We start from the raw sequence: 24,723 nt of genomic DNA, 5'->3' as shown, positions 1-24,723 counted from the left end.
CGACACGAGCACTGCGGGTAGTAGGTTTCTGTTCGCCGGGCCGCCTACCGCCGCCTCGGCCCGACGCCGGAAGCAGGCCAATTCGGGCGCGGACGACCGGTAGGACAGGGGAACACAGCTGTGAAAGTGCTGAGCGTGGTCGGCGCACGTCCGCAGTTCGTCAAGCCGCCGCCGATCGCGTGGCATCTCACACGCCGCGGCGACGCGCACCTGATCGTGCACACCGTTCAGGGCTGGCTACTGACTCACCGCGGCGATTGCCGCCTGCCCATGGCCCGTTCGGCGGGCGGTACTTCCACGGCGTTGCCGTGTGCCCAGCCGCCGACACCCGCCGGTGACCAGGAGGCCACCGTCTGGGTCAGCGGCGTACCGGCGACGCGGGTTCACGAGGCGCCCATTGCGCAGCATGCCGTCGGGTGCGGCAGGACGGCTCCGACGGAGGTGGGGGCGTGAGGATCTGGATCTTCAACCACTACGCGGCGCCACCGGACTGTGCCGCCGGCACCCGGCACTACGAGCTGGGCCGAGTGCTCGCGGCCAAAGGGCACGACGTCACCGTATTCGCCAGCAGCTTCAGCCATTTCAGCAGGCGCGAGGAGCGGCTGGCCCCCGGCGAGAAGGCGGCCACCCGGACGATCGACGGCGTGCGCTTCGTCTGGGTCCGCACGCTGCCCTACACCGGCAACGGATACCGCCGCGTGCTGAACATGGCCACCTATGCCGCCCGGGTGCTCTCGACGCAGCGCGGCCTGGACCGGCCTGACGTGATCGTCGGCTCATCGGTGCACCTGGCCGCGGTGCTCGCCGCCTGGCTGGCGGCCCGGGGCCGCCGCGCACGCTTCGTCATGGAGGTGCGCGACCTGTGGCCGCAGACACTGATCGACATGGGTGCGCTGCGCGCGAAGGGGCTGCCTGCCCGGGTGCTGCGGCTGGTCGAGTCCTTCTGCTGTCGGCGTGCGTCCGCCTTGATCTGCCTGCTGCCCGGTGCCGCCGGTTACCTGGAAGGCCGCGGCGTCCCGGCCAACAAGATCCACTACGTGCCCAACGGGATCGCCGATTTCCCCCGGCCGGTCCAACCGGGGCAGCCGGACGCCCCGGACGTCGCGGACCCCGGGAACCAGGCCGCCGACCTGATCGACCGGATCAGACGCATGCGCAAGGACGGCTGTCTCGTCGCCGGCTACATCGGCTCGCACGGACCGGCCAACGGGGTGGCGACCATTGTCTCGGCTGCGGCGCAGTTGCGAGCCGCCGGTCATGCGCGGGTCGCTGTCGTCATGGTCGGCGACGGCCCGGAGAAGGCCGCGTGCCAGCGGCTCGCTCACCAGCACGGCCTGGACAACGTGCTGTTCTGGCCGCCGGTGCCGAAGCAGGCCGTGCCGGCCGTGCTGGCCGAGCTGGACGTGACGCTGTTCTGCCTGCGCGATGTCGCGGTCTTCAAGTACGGCCTGAGCAGCAACAAGCTCTTCGACTACCTGGCGTCCGGCAAGCCGGTGCTGTTCGCGAGCAACGCACCCGGCGGCCCGGTGCGCGAGTCCGGCGGCGGCGTGTGCGTACCCGCCGAGTCACCGGAGGACATGGCGGGCGCGCTGGCCCGGCTGGCCGTGATGAGCCAGACCGAACGGGAGCGGATGGGCGAGCGCGGCCGCCGCTGGGTCTACCGGCACCACGGCATGACCGCCCTGGCGGGCGCATTCCTCGCGGCGGTCTCGGAGCCGGCGCCGCACAGGGACCCGGTGACGGAGGCGGGGCTGTGACGTTGCACATCGTGGGCGCAGGCGGTTTCGGCAGGGAGACGCTGGACGCGGTGCGGGCGACGGCCGCGGCGCCCGAGGTGGTCTTCGTGGACGAGCACCCGGCAGCCACTACGGTGGACGGCTGTCCGGTGCTGCTGCCCGGGCAGTTGGCCGCCTCCGACGGGCAGCGGAACGAGTTCGTGGTCGCCATCGCCGACGCCGACGCACGCCGCAGGCTTGCCCGGGCGTTCGAGGACCGCGGCCTGCGAGCGGCGACAGTGATCGACCCGCGTGCGGTTGTCTCTCCCGGCGCCAGGATCGGGCCCGGCTGCGTGGTGCTGGGTCAGGCGTTCATCTCCACCGGGGCCGTCACCGGCGCACACGTCCAGGTCAACTACCAGACCAGCATCGGTCATGACACGGTGCTCGAGGATTTTGTGACCATCCTGCCGGGGGCCAACATCGCCGGCAACGTGACCATCGGTGCCGGGTCCACAGTGGGCAGTAACGCGGCCGTGCTGCAGGGCCGACGGATCGGGCCGTCCGTCATGGTCGGCGCCGCTTCTCTGGTGACCCGGGACGTCGCCGCCGGTCAGCTGGTCGTCGGCGTCCCCGCCAGGGCGCGGGAATCCTGACCCCTGGTCTGCTCACGGGATCCCGCGCACCGGACGTCGGCCCAGCTGCCCCGCGGACGTCCGCGGCCGGCGCGCGCTATTGCCTCCGGGTACCAGCACGGGCCGACCGGGGCCGTGGCGCCGCCGGTCGGCTCCGGATCGTGGAGCTTGACGGAAGGTACACCGGGCAGCGCGGCCAGGGCCTGGGCGCGGTTTCCGGCCCATCGCGCCCAGGCCGCGAACGCCCGCATGTGGTCCGTGGTCAGCGGACATCAGCCGACGTCGGCTGATCCGTGGCATTCGGCGACGCGGTTGCCCGGCCGACGGCGAGCGTCACGGCGTCGGCGATCTCGGCCACCTCGGCCTCGGTCAGCCGGTGGTGCACAGGGAGTGAGAGCATCGCCTGGGCGACATCCTCCGTCACCGGCAGTTCCGCGGCGTCCCTCGTGTCGTCGTCCCGCCGCGCGAAGAGTGGCTGGCGGTGCACCGGCGGGAAGTAGATCCGTGCTTCGACGCCCTGGTCCAACAGGTCGGCGAGCACTCGGTCACGGATGCCGGGCAGCAGACAGGTGTACAGCGCCCAGGTGCCCCGGGCGCTCGGTACCTGATGGGGTGTCGTCAGGCCGGGCAGGCCGGCCAGCCGCTGCGTCAGTGCTTCCGCGATCCACTGTTTGCGCCGCAGGATGCCGTCCAGCTTGCCCAGCTGCACCCGGCCGATCGCGGCCTGCATTTCGGTCAACCGCCAGTTGTAGCCCAGGCTTTCATGGTGGTACAGCCCGGTCTGACCGTGGTTGCGGAGCAGCTTCAGCCGCTCTGCGACGTCGGGATCATTGGTCAGGACAACGCCGCCCTCGCCGGTAGTGATGTTCTTGGCAGGGGTGAAACTGAACATGGCGGAGCGGCCGAAGGTGCCGACCGGTCTGCCGCGGTACTCGGCGCCGGCCGCCTGCGCGGCGTCCTCCAGCAACGGCACACCGGCCGCGCCGCACACCCGCGCGAGCCCGTCGAGGTCACCGGGCTGCCCGGCGTAGTGCACGGTCATGACCGCCCGCGTGGCTGGCGTGATCCGGGCCGCGACTGATGCCGGGTCGAGGTTGAACGTCCGGGGGTCGATGTCGGCGAAGACCGGTGTGGCCCCGACGTGGCACACCGATGTCGCGGTGGCGACGAAGGTCACTGACGGGACGATCACCTCGTCGCCGGGGCCGATGCCCTCCGCGAGCAACATGGCGTGCAGCGCGGACGTCCCCGTGCAGAACGTCACACCGAACGCCGCCTGGTGCCGGTCGGCGAACTCCTGTCCGAAGGCTTCGTTCTCGGGGCCGTTGGTGAGAACGCCGCTGCGCAGGACCCTGCCTACCGCCGCCGCCTCCTCCTCACCGAGATGGGGACTGGCAAGCCGGATCCGGGCGTTGCTGTCAGGCATCCGAGAGCATCCTTTCTGAACTGCGGGCGATCGGATCCTGGTCGTGGCTTGCGGTGGCGCCGCCCCCGGACAGGACCGTCCAGACGGTGAGGAACAAGATGGCCAGGTCGAGCTTGAGGCTCTGGCGGAGGACGTAGCGCAGATCCCACTCGATGCGCTCGGGCCAGCTCAGCCGCTGCCGCCCGTGCACCTGCGCCAAGCCGGTCAGGCCGGGGGTGGCCAGCAGCCGAAGCTGCTGACGGTCGGTGTACCGGCGTACCTGGTAGGGCAGTGTCGGCCGAGGCCCGACCAGGCTCATCTGTCCACGCAGCACATTGACCAGCTGGGGTAGCTCGTCAAGTGACGTGCGGCGAAGTACCCGGCCCACCGCGGTTACCCGAGCGGTATCGGCGTCACCCGGTTTCTCCTGGCCGACGGGGTCATTGCGCATCGTGCGCAGTTTCAGCAGGACGAACAGGCGGCCGTCGCGGCCGACCCGCTGCTGCCTGAACAGGACGGGCCTGCCGTGCGCGATCAGGTGGGCCAGCGCGGCGATCGCGCAGAGCAGTGCTGTCGGCACGATGATCAGGCTGACGATGACCAGGTCCAGCAGGCGCTTGCCGCGGTACGACGTGTGCTGAGGCATCTGGTTGTCGAGCGGGGCATCGCCGGGCGTTGCGGTGGGCGCCTCCACGATCACCGCGTCCGCCGGGTTCCCCTCAGGCAGGGGTGGGGCGCTCATGTGCTGGTCTCCGCTTTCTCGGGCTGGCCGGGCAGCACCGACTGGCCGGTCGTCTGCTCGGGGCCGGGCGCGACGGCGAGGCGCGCCAGGACGGCGCGAACCTCATCGGGGTCGGTGAGGTGGCTGATGGCGGTGATCTCAGCGGCGTCCAGAGCGGGCACCGGCACCTGCCTGACCAGCGGATGCCTCGGCCGGTGATCCGGCTCTCCCTTGCCCAGCAGATCCTCGGTCAGTTTTTCGCCGGGCCGCAGCCCGGTGAAGACGATCTCGACGTGCCGCGATGCCGTGTCGGCCATTCGACGGGCGAGGTCGACGATGCGGACCTGGTCTCCCATGTCGAGGACCAGGACCTCACCGCTGTCTCCGACGGCCACGGCCTGCAGCACGAGCTGGACGGCTTCAGTGGCCGTCATGAAGTAGCGAGCGACCTGCGGGTGTGTCACGGTGACGGGGCCGCCGGCAGCGATCTGCGCGGACAGCGAGCCCAGCAGCGAGCCTCGGCTGCCCAGGACATTGCCGAACCTGACGGACACCCAGGTGCCCGGGAATGCGGCGGCCATGTGGGCGGTGAGCCGCTCGGTGATCCGCTTGGAGGTGCCGAGGACGCTCACCGGGTCGGCCGCCTTGTCCGTGGAGACGTTCACGAACGACTGCACGCCACAGTCCGCAGCCGCTTGCAGGACGTTCAGCGTGCCGCTCACGTTCGTCTTCAGCGCCTCGGCCGGATACCGCTCGAGCAGCGGCAAATGCTTCACCGCTGCCGTGTGGAACACGATCTCGGGCCGGGTCTGCGCGAAGACCTCGCGGACGCGGTAGGCATCTGTGATGTCGGCGAGTACGACCTCGTCGGAATCGAGCAGCGCACGGCCGTGCAGCGCGAGCTGGATCGCGTGCAGAGCTGACTCGTCCCGGTCGAGCATGACCAGCGACGCGGGACCCAGCCGGTGCAGCTGGCGGCACAGCTCCGAACCGATGGAGCCGCCTGCACCCGTGACGAGGATGCGACGTCCGGCGAATTGCCCGGCAGCCGCTTCGAGGTCCAGCCGGATCGGAGCACGTCCCAGCAGGTGAGTGATTCGTGGGTCGCGGACGTCGTCAATCCGCAACGGTCCGGCGACCAGTTCCTCAACGCGCGGAATCACCTTGGTGACCAGGCCGATCGACTCGGCCTGTGTGATCAGCTGGCTGATCACTTGGCCGTCCCGGCACCCGCCGGCGATCGCGATCACCATGACTGTCGCCCCGGTCTCCGCGGCGACCTCCGCGAGCCGCTCCCGTCCGCCGCGCACCCGGATGCCGCAGATCCGCAGTCGGCGCTTGCCGGGATCGTCATCCAGCAGGGCAACGGGGCGGTACCGCGCGCCAGGCTGGCCGGCCAGCCGCTGCACCAGTTGCGTTCCGGCGCTGCCCGCACCGAACACGATCACCTTGACGGCGGTAGGCGCGGGCCGTCTGGGTCGGCGCCGGATGGCCGCGACCGCGGCCCTGGCGGTGATCATGGCGAGCACGCCGACCAGGGCGGCGAAGCCGAGCACGGCCGGCCTGCCGCCCACCAGGAGAAGTCCCGCCTGGCAGACGCCCTCCAAGAGGAGTCCCGTCAGCCCGGCGGAGACCAGAACCGCGCTCAGCTCGGCGCCGGTCTGTGCCTGATAACGCCCCGAATAGAGCCCGCATGTGGCCCCGGCCAGCACCGCTGCTGTCCAGGTGACGGCACAGACGATGACCAGGTCGCCGGGTCCGAACAGCAGATCGGCAGCGCTGCTGGTGGCCAGCCCGGCCATCAGCAGGCCGCACGTCCAGGCGACAGCGTCTATGGCGGCTTGCAGCGCCGGCCGGCGAAACCGGGCAGCCATGCCGGGCCAGCCACCCGGCCGGGCACGGATTTCCGGTGCGGTGTGGATGACCGCAGGATGAACCGCTGTCAGCTTGTCGTTGCTCGCGCAATCCCCACGCAAGGTGAACCCCGATCAGCAGGATGTGTGAGTTGCCGAAGATCTATTTCGGCACTTTGCCGACGGCATGTCCACGGACGCCGCGCATCCTTCCGGGTGGTGAGAAGGTTTCTTTTGTCGCGCGCTCTGTGAGTACGATTTCGTGCCCGGCTGGGCGCGCGATAACTTGGGGAGCGGACACCGGCGCCTGTATTCACTCAGACAGTCCGATTAATTCGCGCACGGCTGGATGTGTACTTTGGTGGTCTGCGGCCGGGCCAACGGCTGCACGGGCACCACGGGGGGCCGGTCCGAGACCGGCTCCAGCAGACGAATCACCACTTCTCTCGTCTGACCGGGCAGGAGTTCCACCTGTGCCCCGAGTACCGGGTGACCGCGCTCCTCGGTCGACGACAACAGAAGTCGCCGCCCGTCCAGCGTCCCACCGGTGAACCGCGCACCGGAACTGGCGTACAGCGAAAGCCAGACGCTGGTCGACCCCAGGGGATTGGAGCCGTGGGGATCGTCCGAGCGGAGAGTGACGAGGGCGGGCAGGCCCGCGACGGGGGCGGCATTTTTCAGCCTGATGCGCACTACGCTGGAACGAGTGCCGTCCTGACAAGGACCAAGCTCGTAGGACAGCGACCGCTGCAGATAGTAGTCCATCTTGTTGCCCGCGGAATTGTTGACCACGAGATAGGCGAACGGCCCTCTTCTCTCGGGGATCTCGCCTGCCAGTCCGCTTCGTCTGAGTGCCGACTCGGTTGAGGGGTCCGCGCTCCACACACGAATGCGGCCGTCCTCGACGTTCTGCCGCAGCGCGTGCACAAGGGGCATCGCCTCAGGACGGTGCAGCAAGGCGGCAGCGACTGACTGTGCGACTTGCACCAGGAAACGCTTGCGTTCGCTGTTGCTGTACGAGGCGTAGAGCGTGCTCTCGGTGAACTCTACGGTGTTCTCCGCTGTCAGCTGCTTTCCGTCCGGAAGCCGGACGGGCCCCGTGGCTTTGATGATGCGGGCGAGTCCCGCAGGGTCGGTCGCGATGGCACCGTCGAGACGCTGCCCCGTGTGTCGCTGCCACAGGCCCACCCAGATCTGCGCCGCATAGGGAAAGTGGGCGGACAGGTTGGAATTGGCCAGCCCCTGGGCACTCTCAGCGGCTCCGTACCTGTGGTCGAACGCGGGCCCGAAGTCTGCCACGGGGGTGCTGGTGCGTGGCAGCGTGTCATCCGATGCGAAGCCGTGCAAAGTGATCCGCCCACGGTCGGCGGTCAACATGCCGAAGGTGCCTACGAGCCCACCCGTGCCCCGGGCCTCGGCATTGTTCTGAAACGCCAGAAAGTAGGTGCGTGGCCCCGAGGCCCCCAGTACAGGCCCCAGCAGCCGCGCCGTCGACTCCGCCTCGACGACCGCGTCGGAAAGGCGCGTCACTCGGTCGGACACTCGCTGCCGTGCCACGTCGAGGCGGGTGACCACAGTCGAGCCGGGCAGACCCCGCAAATGGGTCTCGATTCCGGTCAGCTCACGGCGCACGTTTCCCAGCAGGTCGGTGGCATCTGCAAGCTGAGCGAGGTCGACTCGACCGCGGTGCACGAGCCGGCCGGACGCGAGCATCCGATGAAGCCGCACCGCCTCCGGCAGCACCCCGGTGGCCATGTCGTCGGCGGCGACACTCAACCCCCGGGCGGAACGGAGCGGTGGGCCCATCAGCGGGAGGCGCTCGGCGATGCCCCACACCGGTGTGGAAGCCGCGCTGCGGGCGGCCGCTGCGTGTTCCCGGATATGGTCCAGCGCTTCGGCCGAGGGCCGGCGATGACGGTCCATCTCCGTTTGCAGACGGTCAGTCGCCACCTCGGCCGCAGCAAGATTGCTCTGGACCGTGCGAACTTCCCACATCAGGAAACCGGCCGACGCGGCGGACAGCAGACCGACGACTCCGGCAATCCAAAGGAGAACTCGGCGGCGCCGTACCATCCCGGCCGCGTATGCCCACGCACTCTCAACGACGTGCTTCAGACTGCGCGTAGGGTCCTTCCCTGCCTTCATTGCCCGCCCATGAATCGAAGAGTGCACCGGAATCAAGCATCTGGATTAAATCAGCAACGACAGTCACCAAGAAGCGACGCAAACCTCAGGGCGTCAGGTGGCGGGGAACTGGGTCCGAACGGCCTAATACTCCAACCGTGGACCTGATCTCACCGGAGTAGGACCGAAGAACGTACCCGGAGCAGCCCGCGCTCGTTGCTCAGCACATGAACCAAAGCGGGAAAGCGGCGTTTCCGCAGATCCGGATCGCACCCGGTGCGCAGGTCGACGATACGGCCGTGCTGAGCCCCGGTACCACCGTGTGGGAACTCGCCCAGATTCGCGAGGGAGCCGTGCTCGGCTCTGACTGCGTCGTGGGCCGTGGTGTCTACGTGGGCCCCCGGGTGAAGATCGGCCGTCGGGTGAAGCTGCAGAACTATGCACTGGTGTATGAGCCGGCCGAGCTGGCCGACGGCGTTTTCGTCGGGCCTGCGGTCGTCCTCACGAACGACCACCATCCTCGCGCGGTCGACGCGGACGGGCGGCCGAAGCGCGCCGGTGACTGGGACGCGGTCGGCGTCCGGGTCGCCGAGGGAGCGTCACTCGGCGCACGATCAGTGTGCGTGGCTCCGGTCAGCATCGGCCGCTGGGCGATGGTCGCCGCCGGCGCTGTCGTGACCCGGGACGTGCCTGATTTCGCCCTCGTCGCCGGAGTCCCTGCTCGTCGGATCGGATGGGTGGGACAAGCCGGCGAGCGTCTTCGCGCGCTGCCGGACCGGATGGGTGTCTGGGCATGCCCACGGAACGGAGCGCTCTACGCGGAACAGGACGGCATGCTGACCGAGCTTTCAACCCCGTACCGAGAAGAGCCGAACCCATGAAGGTCATGAGTGTCGTCGGGGCGCGCCCCCAATTCGTCAAGCTCGCCGCGGTCGCCGCAGCGTTCGGCGATACGGATTACGACCACGTGATTGTCCACACCGGTCAGCATTACGACGCCGATCTGTCCGACGTCTTCTTCTCCGGTCTGTGCATCCCGGAGCCCGATGTGCACCTGGGTGTGGGCTCCGGAACCCACGGAGTGCAGACCGGCACCATCCTGGCAGCCCTTGATCCCGTCATCGCCGCAGCACGGCCCGACTGGGTGCTGGTCTACGGAGACACCAACTCGACTCTTGCCGGGGCCCTGTCCGCGGCCAAACAGCACACCCCCGTCGCCCACCTGGAAGCGGGGCTGCGCTCCTTCAACCGGCGCATGCCCGAGGAGCACAACCGCGTCCTCACCGACCACGCCGCCGATCTGCTGCTCGCACCCACCGAGGAGTCGGTACGCCACCTGGCGGCCGAGGGTCTGGCCGAACGGGTGGTCCTGACCGGGGATGTCATGGTCGATGTGTGCCTGCGTGTCAGGGACACGGTCCTGAACGGTGAGGCCTGCGCCCCGGCGCTTCCGGTCTCCCTCGACGCCCAGGAGCCCTACCTGTTCGCCACCTTGCACCGGGCCGAGAACACGGACGATCCCGAACGCCTCGCCGCCCTCGTGGACGCCCTGGCCGGTCTGCCGGTGCCGGTCGTCCTGGCCGCCCATCCGCGGCTGCTCGCGCGGACAGAGGACTTCGGCATCAAGCTGATCCACGGCTCCCTCCATGCCAGCCGTCCCTTGCCGTACGCGGAGCTGATCGCCACGATCCTCGGCTCGTGCGGCGTGATCACCGACTCGGGAGGACTCCAGAAGGAGGCGTTCCTGCTGGAGCGTGTCTGCACGACGATCCGCACGGAGACGGAGTGGCCGGAAACGCTCCGGGGCGGCTGGAACACGCTCGTGCCGAACCCGGGTGAACTGAGCCCCCAGGCATGGTCGGACACCGTCCTGCGGCCCGCCTCCCGCGCCTCACGCGACATGCCGTACGGCGACGGCCGAGCGGCAGGCCGCGTGGTGCGGGCGCTGGAGGATCACGCGGGGGGACTTCATGCCCGCTGAGCCGCCGGTGACGTGGCACCGAGCACGATGACCTCGGCCCCGGCCCAACGGTCCCGGTCAAGGATCCGCCGTCCGTCGACCACGACGCGCACCTGAGGGAACTGGTCGGAGCCCATGTCCCGGTACTCGCCGTGATCGGTTTGGACGACTGCGGCCGTGACCGCCTGGCCGGTGTACGGCGGCAGGCCGAGTGCACGCAGCTCGTCGGCCCCGTACAAAGGATCGGACACGTACGGCGAGGCGCCCCGCGTCCGGAGCGCCTCGACGACCGGGAACACCCCGGAGAAGGCCGTCTCCTTGACGCCGCCCCGGTAGGCCGCACCGAGTACGAGCACGCCCGCGCCGGTCAGGTCGCCGTACACCTCCGCAAGCCGGCGGACCGCGTACTCGGGCATCGAGGCATTGGTCGCACGGGCTTCCCGGACAACCGTCGCTTCCGAGTCGTTCCACAGGTACATCTGCGGATAGACGGGAATGCAGTGACCGCCGACGGCGATGCCCGGGCGGTGGATGTGGCTGTACGGCTGCGAGTTGCAGGCGTCGATCACCAGGTCCACGTCGACACCGACGCGGTCCGCGAACCGTGCGAACTGGTTCGCCAGCCCGATGTTCACATCACGGTAGGTGGTCTCGGCCAGCTTCGCGAACTCCGCGGCCTCTGCCGAGCCGAGGTCCCACACCCCGTTGGGGCGGGGCAGCTCGTCGCGCGGGTCGAAGTCGAGGACGGACTCGTAGAACTCGGCACCCTGGCGGGCTGACGCCGTGTCGATGCCGCCGAGGAGCTTGGGGTAGCGGCGCAAGTCGGCGAAAACCCGGCCGGTCAGTACCCGCTCGGGGCTGAACACGAGCGCGAAGTCGCGGCCCGCGGTCAGTCCGCTGCCCTGCTCGAGCATGGGGGCCCAGCGGCCGCGCGTGGTTCCGACGGGCAGTGTCGTCTCGTACGACACGAGTGTGCCGGGCTGCAGCCCGCGCGCCACGGCTTCTGTCGCCGCGTCCATCCAGGCGAAGTCGGGGACGCCCTCGGTGTCGACGTACAGCGGGACGACGAGGATCACCGCCCGGGCATCGGCGACCGCCGACGTGGTGTCGGTGGTGGCCACCAGCCGGCCCTCTGCGACCACGTCCTTCAGCTTCCCGGCGAGGTCGGCCTCGCCGGGAAACGGCTCGACGCCCTCGTTGACCAGCCTGACGACGTTCTTATTCACATCGGCGCCGATGACGTAGTGGCCTTTTGCGGCGAACTGGACGGCGAGCGGCAGGCCGATCTTTCCGAGCGCCACTACACAGATCTGCACGGCTGATTCCTCCTAGGGGTCGGTTTCGATTCAGCGCGGCGACCCGAACGGCCACCCCGTCGTTCGGGAGAAGCTGTTCGCCGGCCCAACGGGACTTCCTTAGTCCGGCGCTCTGCTGGGGTGGCCGTCATGACCGCTGGGTGACCATCGCCAGGGTCTGGGTGCGGGGACTTCGCAGGTCCACGGACACCTTCCTCCGTGCCGAGTCGAGGACCGCCTCCGCCACCTCGACCGTCCGCAGCCCCTGATCGAGAGTGACGATGTCCGTCGCCTTGCCCTCCACGGCATCACGGAACCGCTCGTGCTCGACGAGGAGCGGCTCGCGCTTGGGGATGGCGTAGCGGACCATGTCGCCCTCGGCGACTCCCCGGAAGGCACGTAGCGCCTCCCACTCGGTGGTCATCGCTCCGTTGGCGTGGAAGGTCAGGTCTGCCGTGAGAGTGTCCGCGGCGAGGCAGCCGCGCTCACCGGTCACCGCGGTGAAGCGCTCCTTGTAGGGACTGAGCCAGTTGACGAGGTGGCTGACCATGATGCCGTCGACGAGGTCACCGACCGCGCACACCATGTCCTCGTGAGGGCGGCCGCTCTTGGACACGGTGCGCGCCGAGACCGAGACGTAGTCGTGGCCGGTGACCCAACTGGTGAGGTCGATGTCGTGGGTGGCCAGGTCCTTGACCACCCCGACGTCGGCGATGCGGTGCGGGAACGGCCCCTGGCGGCGCGTGACCACCTGGAACACATCTCCCAGTTCTCCCGACTCGAGGCGGGAACGCAGGCTCTGCAGTGCCGGGTTGAACCGTTCGATGTGTCCGACTCCGGCGACCAGTCCGGCTCGGCTGAAGGCGTCGACCAGTCGTTGTGCCGCGGGCACGGAGTGGGCGAGCGGTTTCTCGATCAGAGCGGGCACGCCGTTCTCGGCCAGGGCCATCCCGATCTCCTCGTGCGCCGCCGTGGGACACGCGACCACCGCGTAGTCGAGTCGCAAGGCCAGCAGTTCCGGCAGGGTGGCGACAACGGGGGCGCTCCGGACGGCACCGGTGGCATCTCCTGCCGGGTCCATGACGCCCACCAGGTCGACACCGTCGAGCGACGACAGCACTCGGGCATGATTGCGCCCCATCGCTCCCAGACCGATGAGCCCGGCCCGCAGGGGAAGCCGGTTCACCGTTCCCCTCCGGCATCGCTCACGGCCCCGGCGATGCGCTCCAGCTCAGCCTGTTCGAGACTCGGGTGAACCGGGAGGGACAGAACCTCGGCAGCCGCCCGATCGGTCTCGGGCAGGACGGGCCCGCCCTGGTCCTGGTAGGGCCTGAGCCGGTGGATCGGGACCGGGTAGTACACCGCGCTGTCGATGCCCTGTCGTGCCAGGTCCCGCTGCACGGCATCCCGGCGACCGCCAGGAATGCGAACCGTGTACTGATGGTAGACGTGCCGTGCGCCGTCCGTCTCGTGAGGAACGGACACCCCCGCGATGCGGGAATCGAGCACCTTGGCGTTGGCCCGTCGCTGCTCCGTCCAGGCCGGCAGTTGCCTCAGCTGCTCACGGCCGACGGCCGCTGCGACGTCGGTCATCCGCATGTTGGCCCCGACGATCTCGTTGGCGTACCTCTGTTCCATGCCCTGGTTCCGCAACAGCCGGAGAGTGCGGGCAAGGCGCGGATCGTCCGTCGTGATCATGCCGCCCTCAAGGGCGTGCATGTTCTTCGTCGGGTAGAAGCTGAAGCACCCCGCCGCACCGAAGCTCCCCACGGGGCGTCCGTGCAGGGTGGCTCCGTGCGCCTGGCAGGCGTCCTCCAGCACGGCGAGTCCATGGCGTGCGGCAAGTTCCATCAGCCCGTCCATGGGCGCGGGATGCCCGTACAGGTGCACCGGCATGAGGGCCGCGGTGCGCGGGCCGATCACCGCTGATGCGGCGAGCGGGTCGAGGCAGTAGGTGTCGGGCGTAATGTCGGCGAACACAGGTTCGGCACCCGCGAGACGTACCGCGTTGGCGGTCGCGGCGAACGAGAACGAGGGCACGACGACCTCGTCCCCTGGTCCGATACCGAGGGCCAGAAGGCTCAGGTGCAGGGCGGAGGTTCCGGAGTTGACCGCCACACAGGAGCGGCCGGCGACCAGTGCGGAGAACTCCTCCTCGAAGGCGGCCACTTCTGGTCCCTGGACGACGCGGCCGCTGCGCAGAACGCGTACGGCCGCCGCGATCTCGGGTTCACCGATCACGGGCCGGGCAGCCGGGATCGGTGGAAAGGAGCGGGTCATTGGACTTCTCCGTTCGGAGGGAGAAAGAGAGTCGACCCACGGACAACTCCTCCTCACCGCACCCGGTTTTTCCTGGCCGTCACATATCCACCCTTATGGCCGATGAAGGCTGGCACTCGTGCCTCGAATCAGGAATCCGTCGACTGCGGGCCGTACAGCCGCCACCCTGCTGAGCGCACATGGCAGCGGCTTGGGCGTCGCGGTGGTGCAGGCGTGCGGATCGCGTTGGGCGTAGCCGGAGAAGCGTCTCCCCGCCGGGTGGTCTGCACCGTGCCCTGCCTCGGAGCGACGGCGGCCGCGTTGCAGGCAATCCAGGCCTGGGCAACTGCGGTGCTCCGCACGCGGCGGGCGTCGACAAGCGTCGCCACTGCGACGGCAGTGGCGACGGGACCGCACCCGACACAGAACATGGCGAGTGCGCTGAGCCTGCTCATAGTTCCTCGACCGCCCGAGCAGCGTCACTTCTCGCTGGCATTGATCATGGAGGTGGCGGCCGGAGTGGGAGCCGGGGTGGCGGTGTCACGGCGCTGTCAGCGCGGTGCGGTGGTGAGGACGGTTACGAAGTCGACGAGCATGGGGCTGCCGGGCCGGGTCCTTGCGGTGGGGGTGTGGTGGCCGGCGAGAGCGTCGGGGAAGCTGCCGCCGATGGCGAGGTTGAGCAGGATGAAGTGGCCGTGGCCGGTGGCGGCCTTCCAGGCGGCCGGGTCCAGCTGGGTTGAGCTGACGGTGTGGAAGAGTCTGCCGTCGACGTACCAGCGCAGGTACTCGGTGGGGCTGCTGCGGTCCCATTCCAGGGTGTAGGTGTGGAAGTTGCCGGTGCACGGTGAGGTGGTGCAGGCGGTGTCGGCGGCCACGCCCGTGTCTTGGTTGCATGGCTTACCGCCTGGTGTGCCGCAGTGCAGGGCGCCCCAGATGCGGTTGAGGCCGTTGGCGTTCTCCATGATGTCGAACTCGCCGGCCTCCGGTACGGGGATGCCCTGGCGGTAGGAGGCCCCCAGTGTCCAGAAGGCGGCCCAGTATCCCTCGGCGGCGGACCCGGTCACGGATGGCAGTTGGATGCGGGCTTCGATGCGCTGTTTGCCGCCGTTCGGTGGCTGGAAGTCGCTGCGGCGGGTCTCGATGCGGCCGGAGGTCCACCGGCCGGCACGGTCGCGCAGTGGTGTGATGCGCAGGCGGCCCTGGCCGTCCAGGCGGAGGTTGGCGGGGTCGTCGGTGTAGGTCTGGACTTCGCCGGTGCCCCAGTGCGGTGGTCCGCCGGGGTACTGGGTGCCTTGGTCGATGATCCACCGGCTGCCGTCGGGAAGGCTGCCGGCGCGGCCGGTGAAGTCGTCGGCCCACACCACGCGCCATCCCTGCGGAGGTGCGGGCAGCGCGCTGGTGGGAGCTGCCCCGCTGCCGAGGGAGAACACGGCCAGCGCGGCCGTGAGGGTCAGACATGCGCGGCGGCCGCGCAACCGGAATCTCATTCAGGGCCCTTCCTTCAACGGCCGGCACACCGGCGTGTGCCGCATTTGCCCATATTTGTGCGTGGATGACTTTAGGGAACGTGGTGCGGAAGTCCGGGGTGTGCCAGGCGTCGGCGCGTCGTTGCGCTGCCGAAGCCGCCTTCGCCCACGTAGACGCCGATTACCCTGACCGGCCCCTTATCCCGCGCAGTCGGCAGCGTCCAACTCGTCAGCGGAATCGGATGCTGAGCAGACCGCTCGGCTTCGGGATGAGAACGAGCAGCTCAAGCAGGCGATGGACAGTCGGCCTGCTGTGGCCGAGCGCATGATGGCGGTCGTGACGGGCAAGGAGCCACGGCCTTCATGGACGTCACCGGCCTCAACGTCTTCTTCGCTTCTGCGCCGCACGACAGCCCCCGGGCCGCGGACGACTGCGAAGGGACTGAGCCGCCAGCCGCTGCCTGCGGGCGAGCCTCGGAGCGGGAGCACCACTCGACGGAGGTCGTGCTCGAAGTGATCCGTCAGTGCGGCGTCTGTCGCTATGCGTACGGAGTTTATGATGCCGCCATGACAGTAGCGGGGATCTGTCGACAGTCCGTGAAGATGGCGTGCGGCTGTGTTTCGTGGGTATCCGTGCGCCGTTGGCCGGGTTGCTCAGGACGAGGGTGACGGTGTGGTGCCGGTGGTGCATGAAAACGAGGACCAGCCGCTGGCGGGCCGTCCGGTGCTGTCCGCTGTCGCTTTCGAGGGCGGGGAGCGGATCGCTGAGGCGCGGCATGTCGCGCGCGGTTTCATGACCGAGGTGCAGGCCGTTCACGGGATCCCGGTGTCGGAGCGGGCCATGGGTCTGGTGGAGCTGGTGGTCAGCGAGCTGGTGACCAACGCCCACAAGTACGCTCCGGGCCCGAGTCTGCTGGACCTGGAGGTCGTTGACGGCGCCGTGGAGATCAGCGTGTGGGACAGTGATCCGGCCTTGCCGGTGCCTCAGGTCGCGGACACGGGCCGGGTGGGCCAGCACGGACTGGAGATCGTGATGGCGGTGTGCCGCAGCTTCGAGATCCGCCGAGAGCCGGTCGGCAAGCGGGTGAAGGCTGCGATCGTGCTGGCCGATGACCCCGGCGGCCACCCGGCAGGCCGCCTGCTGTGAGACGGACAGCGCGGCCCGGTCGGCCGTGATCGGCGTGCCGTTGGGCTGACGGTGTTCACGCGCCGATGCTGCCGGCCGGTGAAGATCACATGTCTTGACGCCGCAGCCGAAGGCAGGCATTGAGGGAGACCCTGTCCCCGACGGAGTTGGTGGTGACGCCCGCCCGCATGTCACGGCCCCCTCCCTCACGAGAGGGGCGATACCTCACTCACTTGGGGCAGGAGAACGCCTGGCTACGCCATGCGGTCACCTCTCACTCGACGGTCGACCAGGCCATCGGGGTCTTCATCGCGGTCCACCGGATTGCGCCGGCGGCGACGCAAACCGAGGGTCCGAAGGCGCTGTTCCACCACGCGGTGGGCTGGCTGCGCCGCAACCGGGTGCTGTTGCCGGGCGTGAGCGTGCTGGCCAGGCAGGTGTCGGAGGTGCGAATGGTCAAGGACGTGCGGCTGCACGCCACCTTCGCGGGCACTGCCCGGGGACTTGGTGGCGACGCTGAAGACGCCGGACGGTTCGCGGTTCTCTGCTGACCGATCCGGAGAACACGATCACGTCGATTACCAAGGTCCTGGGCGTCTCGCGGGCGACGTTCTACAAGTACGTGCCGGAATTGGCGGCAGCCGAGGCTCCCTGGTGAGTCTCCTCCCGGGCGGGACTGCCCGCCCCGCGCTGATCCCGCGGCGGGTCAGGTCGCCGCTGGGCCGGACAGCTCCTCGTCGGCGCGGTCGGTCGTCGACTCCGAGGATCCGTCGCGGTGCGGCGACGTCGCCGCGGCACCTCCGAGCGCACCCGGGGTGCGCAGCTCGGCAACGTCCGGCTGGACCGAGACTTCGTTGCCCGGGAGGTGCGCGGCGGCGCGTGTGGCCGGAGTCCTGCTGGACTGCTTCCGCCTCCCCCTGTCACGTTCGAAGCCGTGGGGAACCGGCTACGGAGGCTCGGCGTGCGGGTGCCTTCATTCGATGACGTGCTCAGAACAGCGTGCACGTGATGCGGCACAGGCTCTCTGCCAGGGCCGGGCCCCGGGGGAAACAGCATCCCCGGGGCCCGGCATATGGAGTTGTGCTGCTCAACGACCGTGCAACTCAGCCGTCACGTGGGGGCCGGTTGCCGGTCACGCACGCAGCAGGTGGTCAGCGGTGGTGGCGACCGCCGTGGTGGTGACCGCCGCCGTGGCGGTGGTGGCCCCAGGACTCGTCGTCAATGAAGCGTCCGCGGTCGTTGCGGAGAGTGGCGGTGTCGGAGCGGTTGTCCCAGACGTAGTGGCGGAGGTCTTGGTAGAGGTCGGTGTCGGTGTCGCGGCCGATGCCGGTGTGGATGCGGACGGTTGCGCGGCCGTCCAAGCGGTAGTGGTCGAAGGTGTAGGTGTGGCCGTCCTCGTTGCGAAGGGTCCAGCCGTCGAGGTTGACCGCGCGGCGGGCGGTGTTGGTGATCTCCACCCATTCGCGGTTCAGGGAGCGGTTGGAGCCGTCTTCGGGGCCGGGGGAGTTGTACTGGACAGCCGAGATCTGTACCTTCGGCCGCTCGTGGCGGGCGTGGTCGGCGGCGGACGCCGGCAGCGTCACCACCGAGACGAGCGTGCCAGCGGTGAGCGCTGCGGCGGCGAGACGGCGCGCGGTGGCAGAAGCGGAAGCGGACATCAGGTCCCCTCACGTGCGGACACCCTCCCCGGCCCAACCACGAGGGGCTGACCGGGGACGTTGGTGCGTGTGCGGTCGCGGCCGGCTGGCCGCACACACACTCTGTCCATGCCGTGGAGAAGTCGAGGGGGAAACATGGCCTCTGTTACCTGTTGTCCAACTTTCTATGACTCTCGGATGTAACATCCACTTATTTTCCCTGGGTGCGAAGTTGACGCGCCCGCGGACCTGCACCCCTTGTGGGCCTTGAGGCGTGGGGTCTGTTCGCCAGGGTGCACCACCCCGCAGCGGCTCGGGTTGTCACCCGAAAGTGAGCAACAGCGAGGCTCAATGCCCCCACGCCCCTACACGTCGGAGATGCGAAAAAGGGCGTTGGGCGTGGCGGTGTGTGATGAGGCAGGCGGTGAGCCGAGGGAGGCCAGGGCAGTTCCCGCGGCTCGCTGAGAGAGTCGACCAGCTGCCGCTTTCGCTGTGACCGTTCAGTCCAAGGAGAGTCCCAGGGTGCCTGCGCTGCCGGGGAGTTCGGAGTTTTGGCTGTGCGTCTCCTTGTCACCCGCGGCGAACCCTCGTGCAGCACGTCGCTCACATCGAGGACTTCGAGGACGCTGCGGAGGGCGCGGACGCCTGGCCCGTTATTGGCTGGCTGCTCAACGCGCACCTCGCCCTCGATCCCGTATCGGACACAGCACACGCCTTCGGCCCCGACGAGGAGACCGTGCAGGAACTCCACACGGACGTCTCGTCACTGATCCAGGTCACCCTCTGGTTCCAGCGCCTGATCGAGGAGTTCACCCTCAACGGCACGAGGAAGCCGTCTGGTCGGTAGGAGCCAACGATCGCCATGGGCCAGCGCTTCAAGTACAGCAGCCGAGAGGCGAACTCCTCCGGCAGGAGGAGCCCTTCGCACGTCGGAAGATGCGCGCCAAAACGGTGCCCTGGCGCGTGCGACACCGCGAATTGTGTCGGTGATCCGAGACAGGGGAGGCGGCCGGCCGTGACCAGGATCGGATCTTGACTCCCGGAGAGTGCCGTGTCCGCAGCGGCGCCGCCCGCGAGGCGGTCTTGCTGCGCAGCCAGGACCGGTGAGAGAACCCGGACTGTCTGCTCACTGTCCTGCCCTGTCGCACTGCAGCCAGGACAACCCCTGCTGGCGTTGTGTCCCAGCTGCCATGCCAACAAGACCCGCGGTGTGGACCGAAGCGCACTGAGGGAGCGCCTGCGGGCGTGGCACTGGCGCTGGACGCTGCCGCTATGCAGCAGGAGCAGGGCGGCCCATCCGCATGAGCTACTGCCCTACTCTCGACGACGTCGGGTCGTTCAGGCGGGTTTCAGGCGGTCGACAACGGAAAGCCATGTCTCACCGTTGACGAGTTGAAGGGCGACTTGGGCCCGGGCCGAGAGGTCGAGTGGGTCGAGGTCTTCGGCATGCGCAGCGTGCGCGATGCGGTCCGAACCCGCGCCGACCAGCGGGGCGGCGGTGCGCAGCGAGGCCTCCAGCGCCACGCCCTGGGTGGCGCCGCGGTGCAGGATGATGCTCCGTGTGCGGTACAGCCGGCGCAGCGCGGTCCGGAAGGCGTCTGCGACGTCGCCCAGCACCGGTCGGGGATCCGTCACCAGGTCGGCCATGCGTTGGGCTGCGGGCCGGTCGCTGTACTTCGTGGGTGCCCCGGTGAAGTCCAGAGCTGAGGCGCAGCCCGTGATCAGCGCCTCAGCGACCGGGCGGGCGCGCTCTTGGGGTGTGGCGCAGGCCGTGATTCCCCGAGCGAGGTCGTCCTTCCTGCTGGGCTTGTGACGGTCGCGAGGGCGGTGAGATCGGCTGGGGGCCACGAACAGGCGATGACGGCCGCCATTCGATCGGCTGACCGCCTTCCCGAACCGCTCGTGCTCCCCCTGGGGTCGTCCGGGGTGAGTCAACAGTGCTTCGACGGCGGCCCAGGCGCTGGCCACGGCCAAGGCTGCCATAGGGCCCGCGGTTGACCGCGGTCGCGAGCTCCAGGGCGTCGTCGATCCGGCCTGGGGTGCCAGGCCCTGCTAGAGGTGCCCCTCAAGCAGGGAAGCGATCTACCGCTCGTCCAGGCTTGTATGGCGACTGGCCGGCGGTCCGTCCTCCCGTCAGCCCCTTCCGCTCCTGGAACGTCACTTTCCAAGGAGCGCACACCCGAGCACTCAGCGCCGGAGCACGTCGGCGAGCCAGTCGAAAACAACGTCGCAGTGCTGCTGAGGGGTCATCGGGGAGCAGTGCAACTGTGCCCCGGTGGCCTTCGTCAGTTTCACGTAGTCCCGCCGCGTGCGCAGCAGGTCGTACATCTCCTGCGGCTGGCCCGGGTAGAACTGCTCGAAGTCGTAGTCCAGCACGAGCGTCGGGGCCTTGATCCTTCCGACGATCCCGGTGATGTCGAGGCCCATGGCCACCTGCGCCGGTGTCCAGAGGTCGGTGAGGACCTTGCCCTGGCGCGCCTGGCGCAGCGCCTGCCGATCGAACACCTCGAAGCGCTTCTTGACGTTGAAGGCCTCCTGCGGGGTCAGCTGCGGGACGACCTCCTCGTTCCAGATCCGGTTGGTCTCCTCCTTGTCGGGTGTGACGATGTCACGCAGTGCCTCGTCGAACCCGAGCCAGGGGCTGAGGCATCCGGGCATCGCCACACAGGCGGCGAGCCGGTGCTCGAAGGCGGCGGCGCGCGGGGCGAGATTGCCGCCCATGCTGAGGCCGGTAAGGGCGATCCGTCGGCCGTCCACGTCCTTGCGCCGCAGCAGCCAGTCGACGATCGGGGCGACCACCGTCTCCCAGCGGGTGGTGAAAGGGATCTCCTCGACGAACAGCAGCTGCCCCTGTCCGGGACCGTCGTAGACGAGGGCGTTCCAGCCGCGGTCGAGGGCTGCGGACACGCCGTAGGTCCACATGTCCACGTTCTGCCCGTCACTGCCATTGGTGAGGATGACGGTGGGGCGCCGCTCGGCGGGGCCGTCCGGGCGGAAGAACCACAGCGGCAGCCGGGTCCGGCGCCACGGGACCCGGGCGGTGATGGCGGCGGGCGTGCAGAGCCGGGCGAAGGTGTCCCAGGCCCTGCGTCCCTCCTCGTAGACCGCCTCCTCGTCACCGGGCTGGTCGGTGCCCAGGACGTAGAACAGCGCCTGGCCGTAGTACTGGGCCGCGCGCAGCGAGCGGAAACGGCGGGTCTGCGACGGCGTCCCGCGGCCGTCCCGGCCCACCGCCGGGGGAGCGGATAGCCGGTCGCCCCAGGACCGGAAGGTGTCGGTGTAGGTCTGCTCGGAGAGCCCCGCCGCGTTGATGGCGTTGACCGCGGTCAGCACCTCGCCGACCTCGGAGGCGCGCATGCCTGCGGCGCCCAACGCGAGCAACCCGGCGAAGTTGAAGCCGGGATCGGCGAAGAGCTGCATCGCTCCCGGCGTCGGATTGGGCGCCGCCGAAGGCGCAGTGGGCGCGGCGGCCGCGGTACGAGCGGTGCTCCCGACGGCGAGCGCGCCCGCCCCCGCGGCGAGCCCGGTCAGGGCCGTGCGGCGGGTGAGGGAGGCAGGCTGGTGAGATGTGCTTGCGGTCATGCGGGGGACGCTACGATGCTCCACCCCGCGCGCAAATATGACGCGCCCTCCCATGCTCCGAACGGGCCCGTGCTCGCACCCGGTCAGTACCGCACAGGGTGCGCAGGACACAGTCACCGCATGTCCAGGCCCAGCGCCCGCTCGACGCCTCGGAAGGGTTGTCTCGCCTCCAGACTGTCGCGTTGACGATGCACATCGACGACCCTCGACCACGCCATTGCGGAGCTCACCGCTACCGGGGCCCCCGACGCATGAATGACCCAGCGGCACTGCGGCTGCGGCACGCCCTGGAACACGCTGGCATTAGCGTGCGACCGGGCACCGACCAGGCTGTTGTGCACGCCTTCCAGCGGAGCGTACCCGGCAGCCCCGAACACCAGCGGCGCTCTGTCTGCCTGCACGCTGTGCACGGAAGCCGGTATCTCGCGCGCCACCTACTACCGCTCACCCCTGGCGAAGATCATCACCGGACTGCTCCGCACACCAGACGCGCCGCGCCCGCAGACGGACACCCTGACAGCGGACATATCCCGCCTCAAAAGGCCGACCAAACGATGCGCTGGCAACACGTAGCCGAGCAACGGGAGACGCGCGCGACCACCGCCGCATACACCAACCACATTAGGCTCTGCGCCTGCGAAACGCCGAACTCGAATAAGAGAATCCCCCCTGCGCGAAGCTCTCCACCACGGCGGCTTCGTGGCCGGAGGGTGCACATGGTCATCCGGTGCTCGGACTCGTTGCGAAGTTGATCGAGTCGTCCTCCCCGCGGAGCCACTTGTTAGGTGACGGCGGCTGAGGGCTTGCGACCGCCGAGGGCGGGGCCGGAACGTCACCGGTCGCGGTCTTGCGGACTCCAGCGTTCTCAGCCGATGTCGCAACCAGGTCAGCCGGGGTGCAGGCGAAGATGTCGCGGAACGCGGCCAGGACTTGGAGGGAAAGCCGTTCCGGGGTGCCCGAGACCAGGCGGTGGATCTGCGAGGCGCAACTCGACGCCTCGATCGCGCAGCATCGGCACAAGTTCGGTCGTGGTGAAGATGTCGTGCGCGGCCATCACCTCACGCAGCTTCCATGTGTAGCCGACCTTGCGTTTCACGACTGCCTCCGATTCTGGCTCTCCAGGGCGGCGGCGGTGCCGTCGAGGTGCCGTCGCAGGGTGCGGGTGCCGGAGTCCGTTTTCTGCCCACACCGCGGGGCCGGGTGAGCCGAACGGCATGCCGGTCCCTGTATCACGCTGAGGTGCTCGATTCAGCGATGGGCCGCAACCACTGGTGTGTCAGTTCGCATCGAGCGCGCTGAGCCAGGCCTTGCCCGGTGGCGGAACGAAAAAGTAGCCGCCTCCCGTGGTGAGGGTGTACCTGGACATGGCCTCCCCTTGGAGCCTGCGCTGTACCGCCTCGAAGCCCTTCTCCAAGTCACTCTGGAAGCAGGAGAAGATCAGCCCTTGATCGTCCGGGGCCCGGTGGTAGTTGTAGCTGCGCCGGACCATCGGGGGAGGGGTACGGGGGTTCGGTGCCGCTCTACGGACATGTGCGTCTAGCGGGGTGATCTTGCCGTGAGGGTCGGTAGCGAAGATGGCTCGTTCGGTGCTGGGTGTGCCGTCCAGCCACCGGCCGTTCCGGCGTCGGCCGATGATGCGTTCCTGCTCCTCCTGGGTGTCCCGGTCCCAGAAGTCGGTGGCGAGCCGGATGATCCGGATTACCTCATAGCTGCCGCCGACGGCCCATGACGGCTCACCCTGACCGGCCCTGATGATCGCACGTTCGGTGATTTCGGACGCAGTGGCGGGGTTTCCATGCCCTTCGGTGAAGTGGAACGGGTTACGGGCCAGGCCCCGGCCGTCCTCGGCGCGGTTCTCGGGACGAGTGCCGTCCGCGCGCCAGCGCACCTGCTGCTGGGGTAACGCACGCAGCATTTGCTCGGCGGCCTGCCGCACAGCGCGGGCGGAGGATCCGGTGATGTGGAGTAAGAGGTCGCCATGTGACTGGACGGGGTCCAGTACGTCACCTGCAAACGAGGGCATCCGTTTGAGGTGCCGCGGTTTGTCGACGTGAGAGGTAAGGGCGCCTTGGCCCAGTGCCAGCCAGGCGGAGACCCTACCGCCATCGATCGCCGTGATGGCTTGATGCGCGGCGCGCAGCGCATCGGCGCGTTCGCTGCCCAAAGTGATGTCGAGCGAGATGAACTGTGCATACGGCAGCGGTGCTGCTCCGCGGAGGTGGGCTGGTTCCTTCTCGTGCCCTTCGGGTGAGCCGTCGGGCAGAGCAATGACGCCGGCGGCAGTAAGGGCGCCTGCTCCAGCCGCCATGGCCGCCGAAGCGGTGAGGAGCCTGCGTCTACTGGTCACGGTTCCGGGGCGCTCTCAGGCGGAGCGCAGGTGCAGAAGCCTCCGCCTCCTGCCATCCATCGATCACTACCGCCCTTATGTAGCTGCAAGGGTCGCTTGTTCATGTTGAGCATGTGTTGGCCATTGCTCCTCCCCGTTGCGGGCGCTGTACGGGTTTGTGTTTGCGCGGCACCCCGGTATTTATCGTCGGGTTGAGAGCTATTCGACGTCAGGTGCCGGTAGAGCCATCTTTTTGGATGGCGGTACTCACTCCGGATTCTGTCAGGAGTTCGGCGATAAGTGTGACTTCCACCAGTGTTCCCTGATAACCCCTGTGGCGCAGCTCTTTTGCGTCTTCTTGAGCCTGTTTGACGCTACTTCCGAATGCGTCTCGGAATGCCTTGAGGATCTTACCGCTCGGCCTTTCCGGGCCTTCGAGAAGGATGCGGTAGGTTCCGTGCTCTGCAAGAAGGGGGGTGCGCACGGCGTCGGGAGCGGGGCCCCATCCCGCGTCATGCCAGTTCCCGCATGTGTCGCAGGCCCACTCAAGTTCCCAGCGCAGTCGTCCCTCTCTGATCAACTGCACGGCCCAGCCTTCACATGGCGCTCGGCAGTTGCT

General features: G+C 68.8%; 21 protein-coding genes and 1 pseudogene. 8 read left to right on the top strand and 14 right to left on the bottom strand.

The annotated features are described in order from the left end of the window. The first annotated feature begins 120 nt into the window (after positions 1–120). Genes ACFZDI_RS12135 through ACFZDI_RS12125 form a run of 3 tightly spaced genes read left to right on the top strand, consistent with a single transcriptional unit; the run spans position 121 to position 2,371 of the window. The gene (locus ACFZDI_RS12135) at positions 121–453 is read left to right on the top strand and encodes a hypothetical protein (RefSeq protein WP_391249838.1); all 333 of its coding nucleotides are present in this window, start codon (positions 121–123) and stop codon (positions 451–453) included. Continuing rightward, on the top strand, positions 450–1,757 hold the full coding sequence (locus tag ACFZDI_RS12130; RefSeq protein WP_391249836.1) for a glycosyltransferase: 1,308 nt from the start codon (positions 450–452) through the stop codon (positions 1,755–1,757). The genes ACFZDI_RS12135 and ACFZDI_RS12130 overlap by 4 nt, the downstream gene beginning before the upstream one ends. After that, entirely contained in the window at positions 1,754–2,371 is a 618-nt protein-coding gene (locus ACFZDI_RS12125) for an acetyltransferase (protein WP_234845987.1), read from the top strand. Before ACFZDI_RS12130 ends, ACFZDI_RS12125 begins: the two co-directional genes overlap by 4 nt. Before the next feature lie 241 nt (positions 2,372–2,612). Here the strand turns inward: ACFZDI_RS12125 and ACFZDI_RS12120 are convergent, their stop codons facing one another. The 4 genes from ACFZDI_RS12120 to ACFZDI_RS12105 form a co-directional block, all read right to left on the bottom strand. Beyond that, positions 2,613–3,776: a DegT/DnrJ/EryC1/StrS family aminotransferase gene (locus ACFZDI_RS12120; protein WP_391249834.1), complete on the bottom strand. Its 1,164-nt coding sequence runs from the start codon at positions 3,774–3,776 to the stop codon at positions 2,613–2,615. Then, entirely contained in the window at positions 3,769–4,497 is a 729-nt protein-coding gene (locus ACFZDI_RS12115) for a sugar transferase (RefSeq protein WP_234845985.1), read from the bottom strand. Before ACFZDI_RS12115 ends, ACFZDI_RS12120 begins: the two co-directional genes overlap by 8 nt. Then, positions 4,494–6,452, bottom strand: a complete 1,959-nt coding sequence (locus ACFZDI_RS12110; protein ID WP_391249831.1) for an SDR family NAD(P)-dependent oxidoreductase — start codon at positions 6,450–6,452, stop codon at positions 4,494–4,496. Before ACFZDI_RS12110 ends, ACFZDI_RS12115 begins: the two co-directional genes overlap by 4 nt. Before the next feature lie 207 nt (positions 6,453–6,659). Beyond that, a complete protein-coding gene (locus ACFZDI_RS12105) occupies positions 6,660–8,402 on the bottom strand; it encodes a DUF4012 domain-containing protein (RefSeq protein ID WP_391249829.1) in 1,743 nt (580 codons plus the stop codon). A gap of 278 nt (positions 8,403–8,680) precedes the next feature. Here ACFZDI_RS12105 and ACFZDI_RS12100 point away from each other — a divergent pair, with 278 nt between their 5' ends. Together ACFZDI_RS12100 and wecB are read left to right on the top strand one after the other, a co-directional pair. Then, positions 8,681–9,334, top strand: coding sequence for an acyltransferase (locus ACFZDI_RS12100; RefSeq protein ID WP_234845979.1), 654 nt, complete (start codon positions 8,681–8,683; stop codon positions 9,332–9,334). Next, entirely contained in the window at positions 9,331–10,434 is a 1,104-nt protein-coding gene (gene wecB / locus ACFZDI_RS12095) for a non-hydrolyzing UDP-N-acetylglucosamine 2-epimerase (RefSeq protein ID WP_391249826.1), read from the top strand. The genes ACFZDI_RS12100 and wecB overlap by 4 nt, the downstream gene beginning before the upstream one ends. Here the strand turns inward: wecB and ACFZDI_RS12090 are convergent. From ACFZDI_RS12090 to ACFZDI_RS12075, 4 genes are all read right to left on the bottom strand, one after another. Then, positions 10,422–11,729, bottom strand: a complete 1,308-nt coding sequence (locus ACFZDI_RS12090) for a nucleotide sugar dehydrogenase (RefSeq protein WP_391249824.1) — start codon at positions 11,727–11,729, stop codon at positions 10,422–10,424. The genes wecB and ACFZDI_RS12090 overlap by 13 nt on opposite strands. A 127-nt stretch (positions 11,730–11,856) precedes the next feature. Continuing rightward, a complete protein-coding gene (locus ACFZDI_RS12085) occupies positions 11,857–12,849 on the bottom strand; it encodes a Gfo/Idh/MocA family protein (protein ID WP_234846039.1) in 993 nt (330 codons plus the stop codon). Positions 12,850–12,890: 41 nt separating this feature from the next. After that, positions 12,891–13,988: an aminotransferase class I/II-fold pyridoxal phosphate-dependent enzyme gene (locus ACFZDI_RS12080; protein ID WP_391249822.1), complete on the bottom strand. Its 1,098-nt coding sequence runs from the start codon at positions 13,986–13,988 to the stop codon at positions 12,891–12,893. A 530-nt stretch (positions 13,989–14,518) separates the two neighbouring features. Beyond that, positions 14,519–15,454, bottom strand: a complete 936-nt coding sequence (locus ACFZDI_RS12075; RefSeq protein WP_391249820.1) for a family 16 glycosylhydrolase — start codon at positions 15,452–15,454, stop codon at positions 14,519–14,521. 664 nt (positions 15,455–16,118) lie between these two features. Between ACFZDI_RS12075 and ACFZDI_RS12070 the strand changes: the two genes are divergently transcribed. Continuing rightward, a complete protein-coding gene (locus ACFZDI_RS12070; RefSeq protein WP_234846037.1) occupies positions 16,119–16,580 on the top strand; it encodes an ATP-binding protein in 462 nt (153 codons plus the stop codon). Positions 16,581–16,801: 221 nt separating this feature from the next. Further along, positions 16,802–17,105: pseudogene (locus ACFZDI_RS12065) on the top strand (DUF4158 domain-containing protein); the annotation flags it as partial. A 605-nt stretch (positions 17,106–17,710) separates the two neighbouring features. On the opposite strand, the gene ACFZDI_RS12060 reads toward ACFZDI_RS12065, so the two are convergent. Further along, positions 17,711–18,217 carry a lamin tail domain-containing protein gene (locus ACFZDI_RS12060; RefSeq protein ID WP_234845967.1) on the bottom strand — a complete coding sequence of 169 codons (507 nt, stop codon included), beginning with the start codon at positions 18,215–18,217 and terminating at the stop codon, positions 17,711–17,713. Between the two features lie 568 nt (positions 18,218–18,785). On the opposite strand from ACFZDI_RS12060, the gene ACFZDI_RS12055 reads away from it, so the two are divergent. Continuing rightward, positions 18,786–19,043, top strand: coding sequence for an SUKH-4 family immunity protein (locus ACFZDI_RS12055; protein WP_391249817.1), 258 nt, complete (start codon positions 18,786–18,788; stop codon positions 19,041–19,043). Positions 19,044–19,534: 491 nt separating this feature from the next. Here the strand turns inward: ACFZDI_RS12055 and ACFZDI_RS12050 are convergent, their stop codons facing one another. The 5 genes from ACFZDI_RS12050 to ACFZDI_RS12030 form a co-directional block, all read right to left on the bottom strand. Then, positions 19,535–19,843 carry a hypothetical protein gene (locus tag ACFZDI_RS12050; RefSeq protein ID WP_391249815.1) on the bottom strand — a complete coding sequence of 103 codons (309 nt, stop codon included), beginning with the start codon at positions 19,841–19,843 and terminating at the stop codon, positions 19,535–19,537. A gap of 540 nt (positions 19,844–20,383) precedes the next feature. Then, the gene (locus ACFZDI_RS12045; protein WP_391249813.1) at positions 20,384–21,778 is read right to left on the bottom strand and encodes an alpha/beta fold hydrolase; all 1,395 of its coding nucleotides are present in this window, start codon (positions 21,776–21,778) and stop codon (positions 20,384–20,386) included. A 720-nt stretch (positions 21,779–22,498) separates the two neighbouring features. Then, on the bottom strand, positions 22,499–22,798 hold the full coding sequence (locus ACFZDI_RS12040) for a helix-turn-helix transcriptional regulator (RefSeq protein WP_234845963.1): 300 nt from the start codon (positions 22,796–22,798) through the stop codon (positions 22,499–22,501). Between the two features lie 256 nt (positions 22,799–23,054). Next, positions 23,055–24,125: a Dyp-type peroxidase gene (locus tag ACFZDI_RS12035; RefSeq protein ID WP_391249810.1), complete on the bottom strand. Its 1,071-nt coding sequence runs from the start codon at positions 24,123–24,125 to the stop codon at positions 23,055–23,057. 208 nt (positions 24,126–24,333) lie between these two features. Continuing rightward, positions 24,334–24,690, bottom strand: coding sequence for a hypothetical protein (locus ACFZDI_RS12030; protein WP_391249808.1), 357 nt, complete (start codon positions 24,688–24,690; stop codon positions 24,334–24,336). Positions 24,691–24,723 lie beyond the last annotated feature (33 nt).

The organism is Streptomyces sp. NPDC007907 (assembly GCF_042959365.1).
GTDB classification, from domain to species: Bacteria; Actinomycetota; Actinomycetes; order Streptomycetales; family Streptomycetaceae; genus Streptomyces; species Streptomyces indiaensis.
The sequence above is the reverse complement of the archived record's forward strand: the minus strand, read 5'-3'. Positions and strand labels throughout refer to the sequence as shown.

Coding starts and splice junctions, on each gene's coding strand:
- ACFZDI_RS12120 (WP_391249834.1), bottom strand. CDS start 3,776: ATGCCTGACAGCAACGCCCGGATCCGGCTTGCCAGTCCCCATCTCGGT.
- ACFZDI_RS12080 (WP_391249822.1), bottom strand. CDS start 13,988: ATGACCCGCTCCTTTCCACCGATCCCGGCTGCCCGGCCCGTGATCGGT.
- ACFZDI_RS12045 (WP_391249813.1), bottom strand. CDS start 21,778: ATGACCGCAAGCACATCTCACCAGCCTGCCTCCCTCACCCGCCGCACG.
- ACFZDI_RS12100 (WP_234845979.1), top strand. CDS start 8,681: ATGAACCAAAGCGGGAAAGCGGCGTTTCCGCAGATCCGGATCGCACCC.
- wecB (WP_391249826.1), top strand. CDS start 9,331: ATGAAGGTCATGAGTGTCGTCGGGGCGCGCCCCCAATTCGTCAAGCTC.
- ACFZDI_RS12115 (WP_234845985.1), bottom strand. CDS start 4,497: ATGAGCGCCCCACCCCTGCCTGAGGGGAACCCGGCGGACGCGGTGATC.
- ACFZDI_RS12060 (WP_234845967.1), bottom strand. CDS start 18,217: ATGTCCGCTTCCGCTTCTGCCACCGCGCGCCGTCTCGCCGCCGCAGCG.
- ACFZDI_RS12050 (WP_391249815.1), bottom strand. CDS start 19,843: ATGGCCGACCTGGTGACGGATCCCCGACCGGTGCTGGGCGACGTCGCA.
- ACFZDI_RS12105 (WP_391249829.1), bottom strand. CDS start 8,402: ATGGTACGGCGCCGCCGAGTTCTCCTTTGGATTGCCGGAGTCGTCGGT.
- ACFZDI_RS12075 (WP_391249820.1), bottom strand. CDS start 15,454: ATGAGATTCCGGTTGCGCGGCCGCCGCGCATGTCTGACCCTCACGGCC.
- ACFZDI_RS12085 (WP_234846039.1), bottom strand. CDS start 12,849: ATGGGGCGCAATCATGCCCGAGTGCTGTCGTCGCTCGACGGTGTCGAC.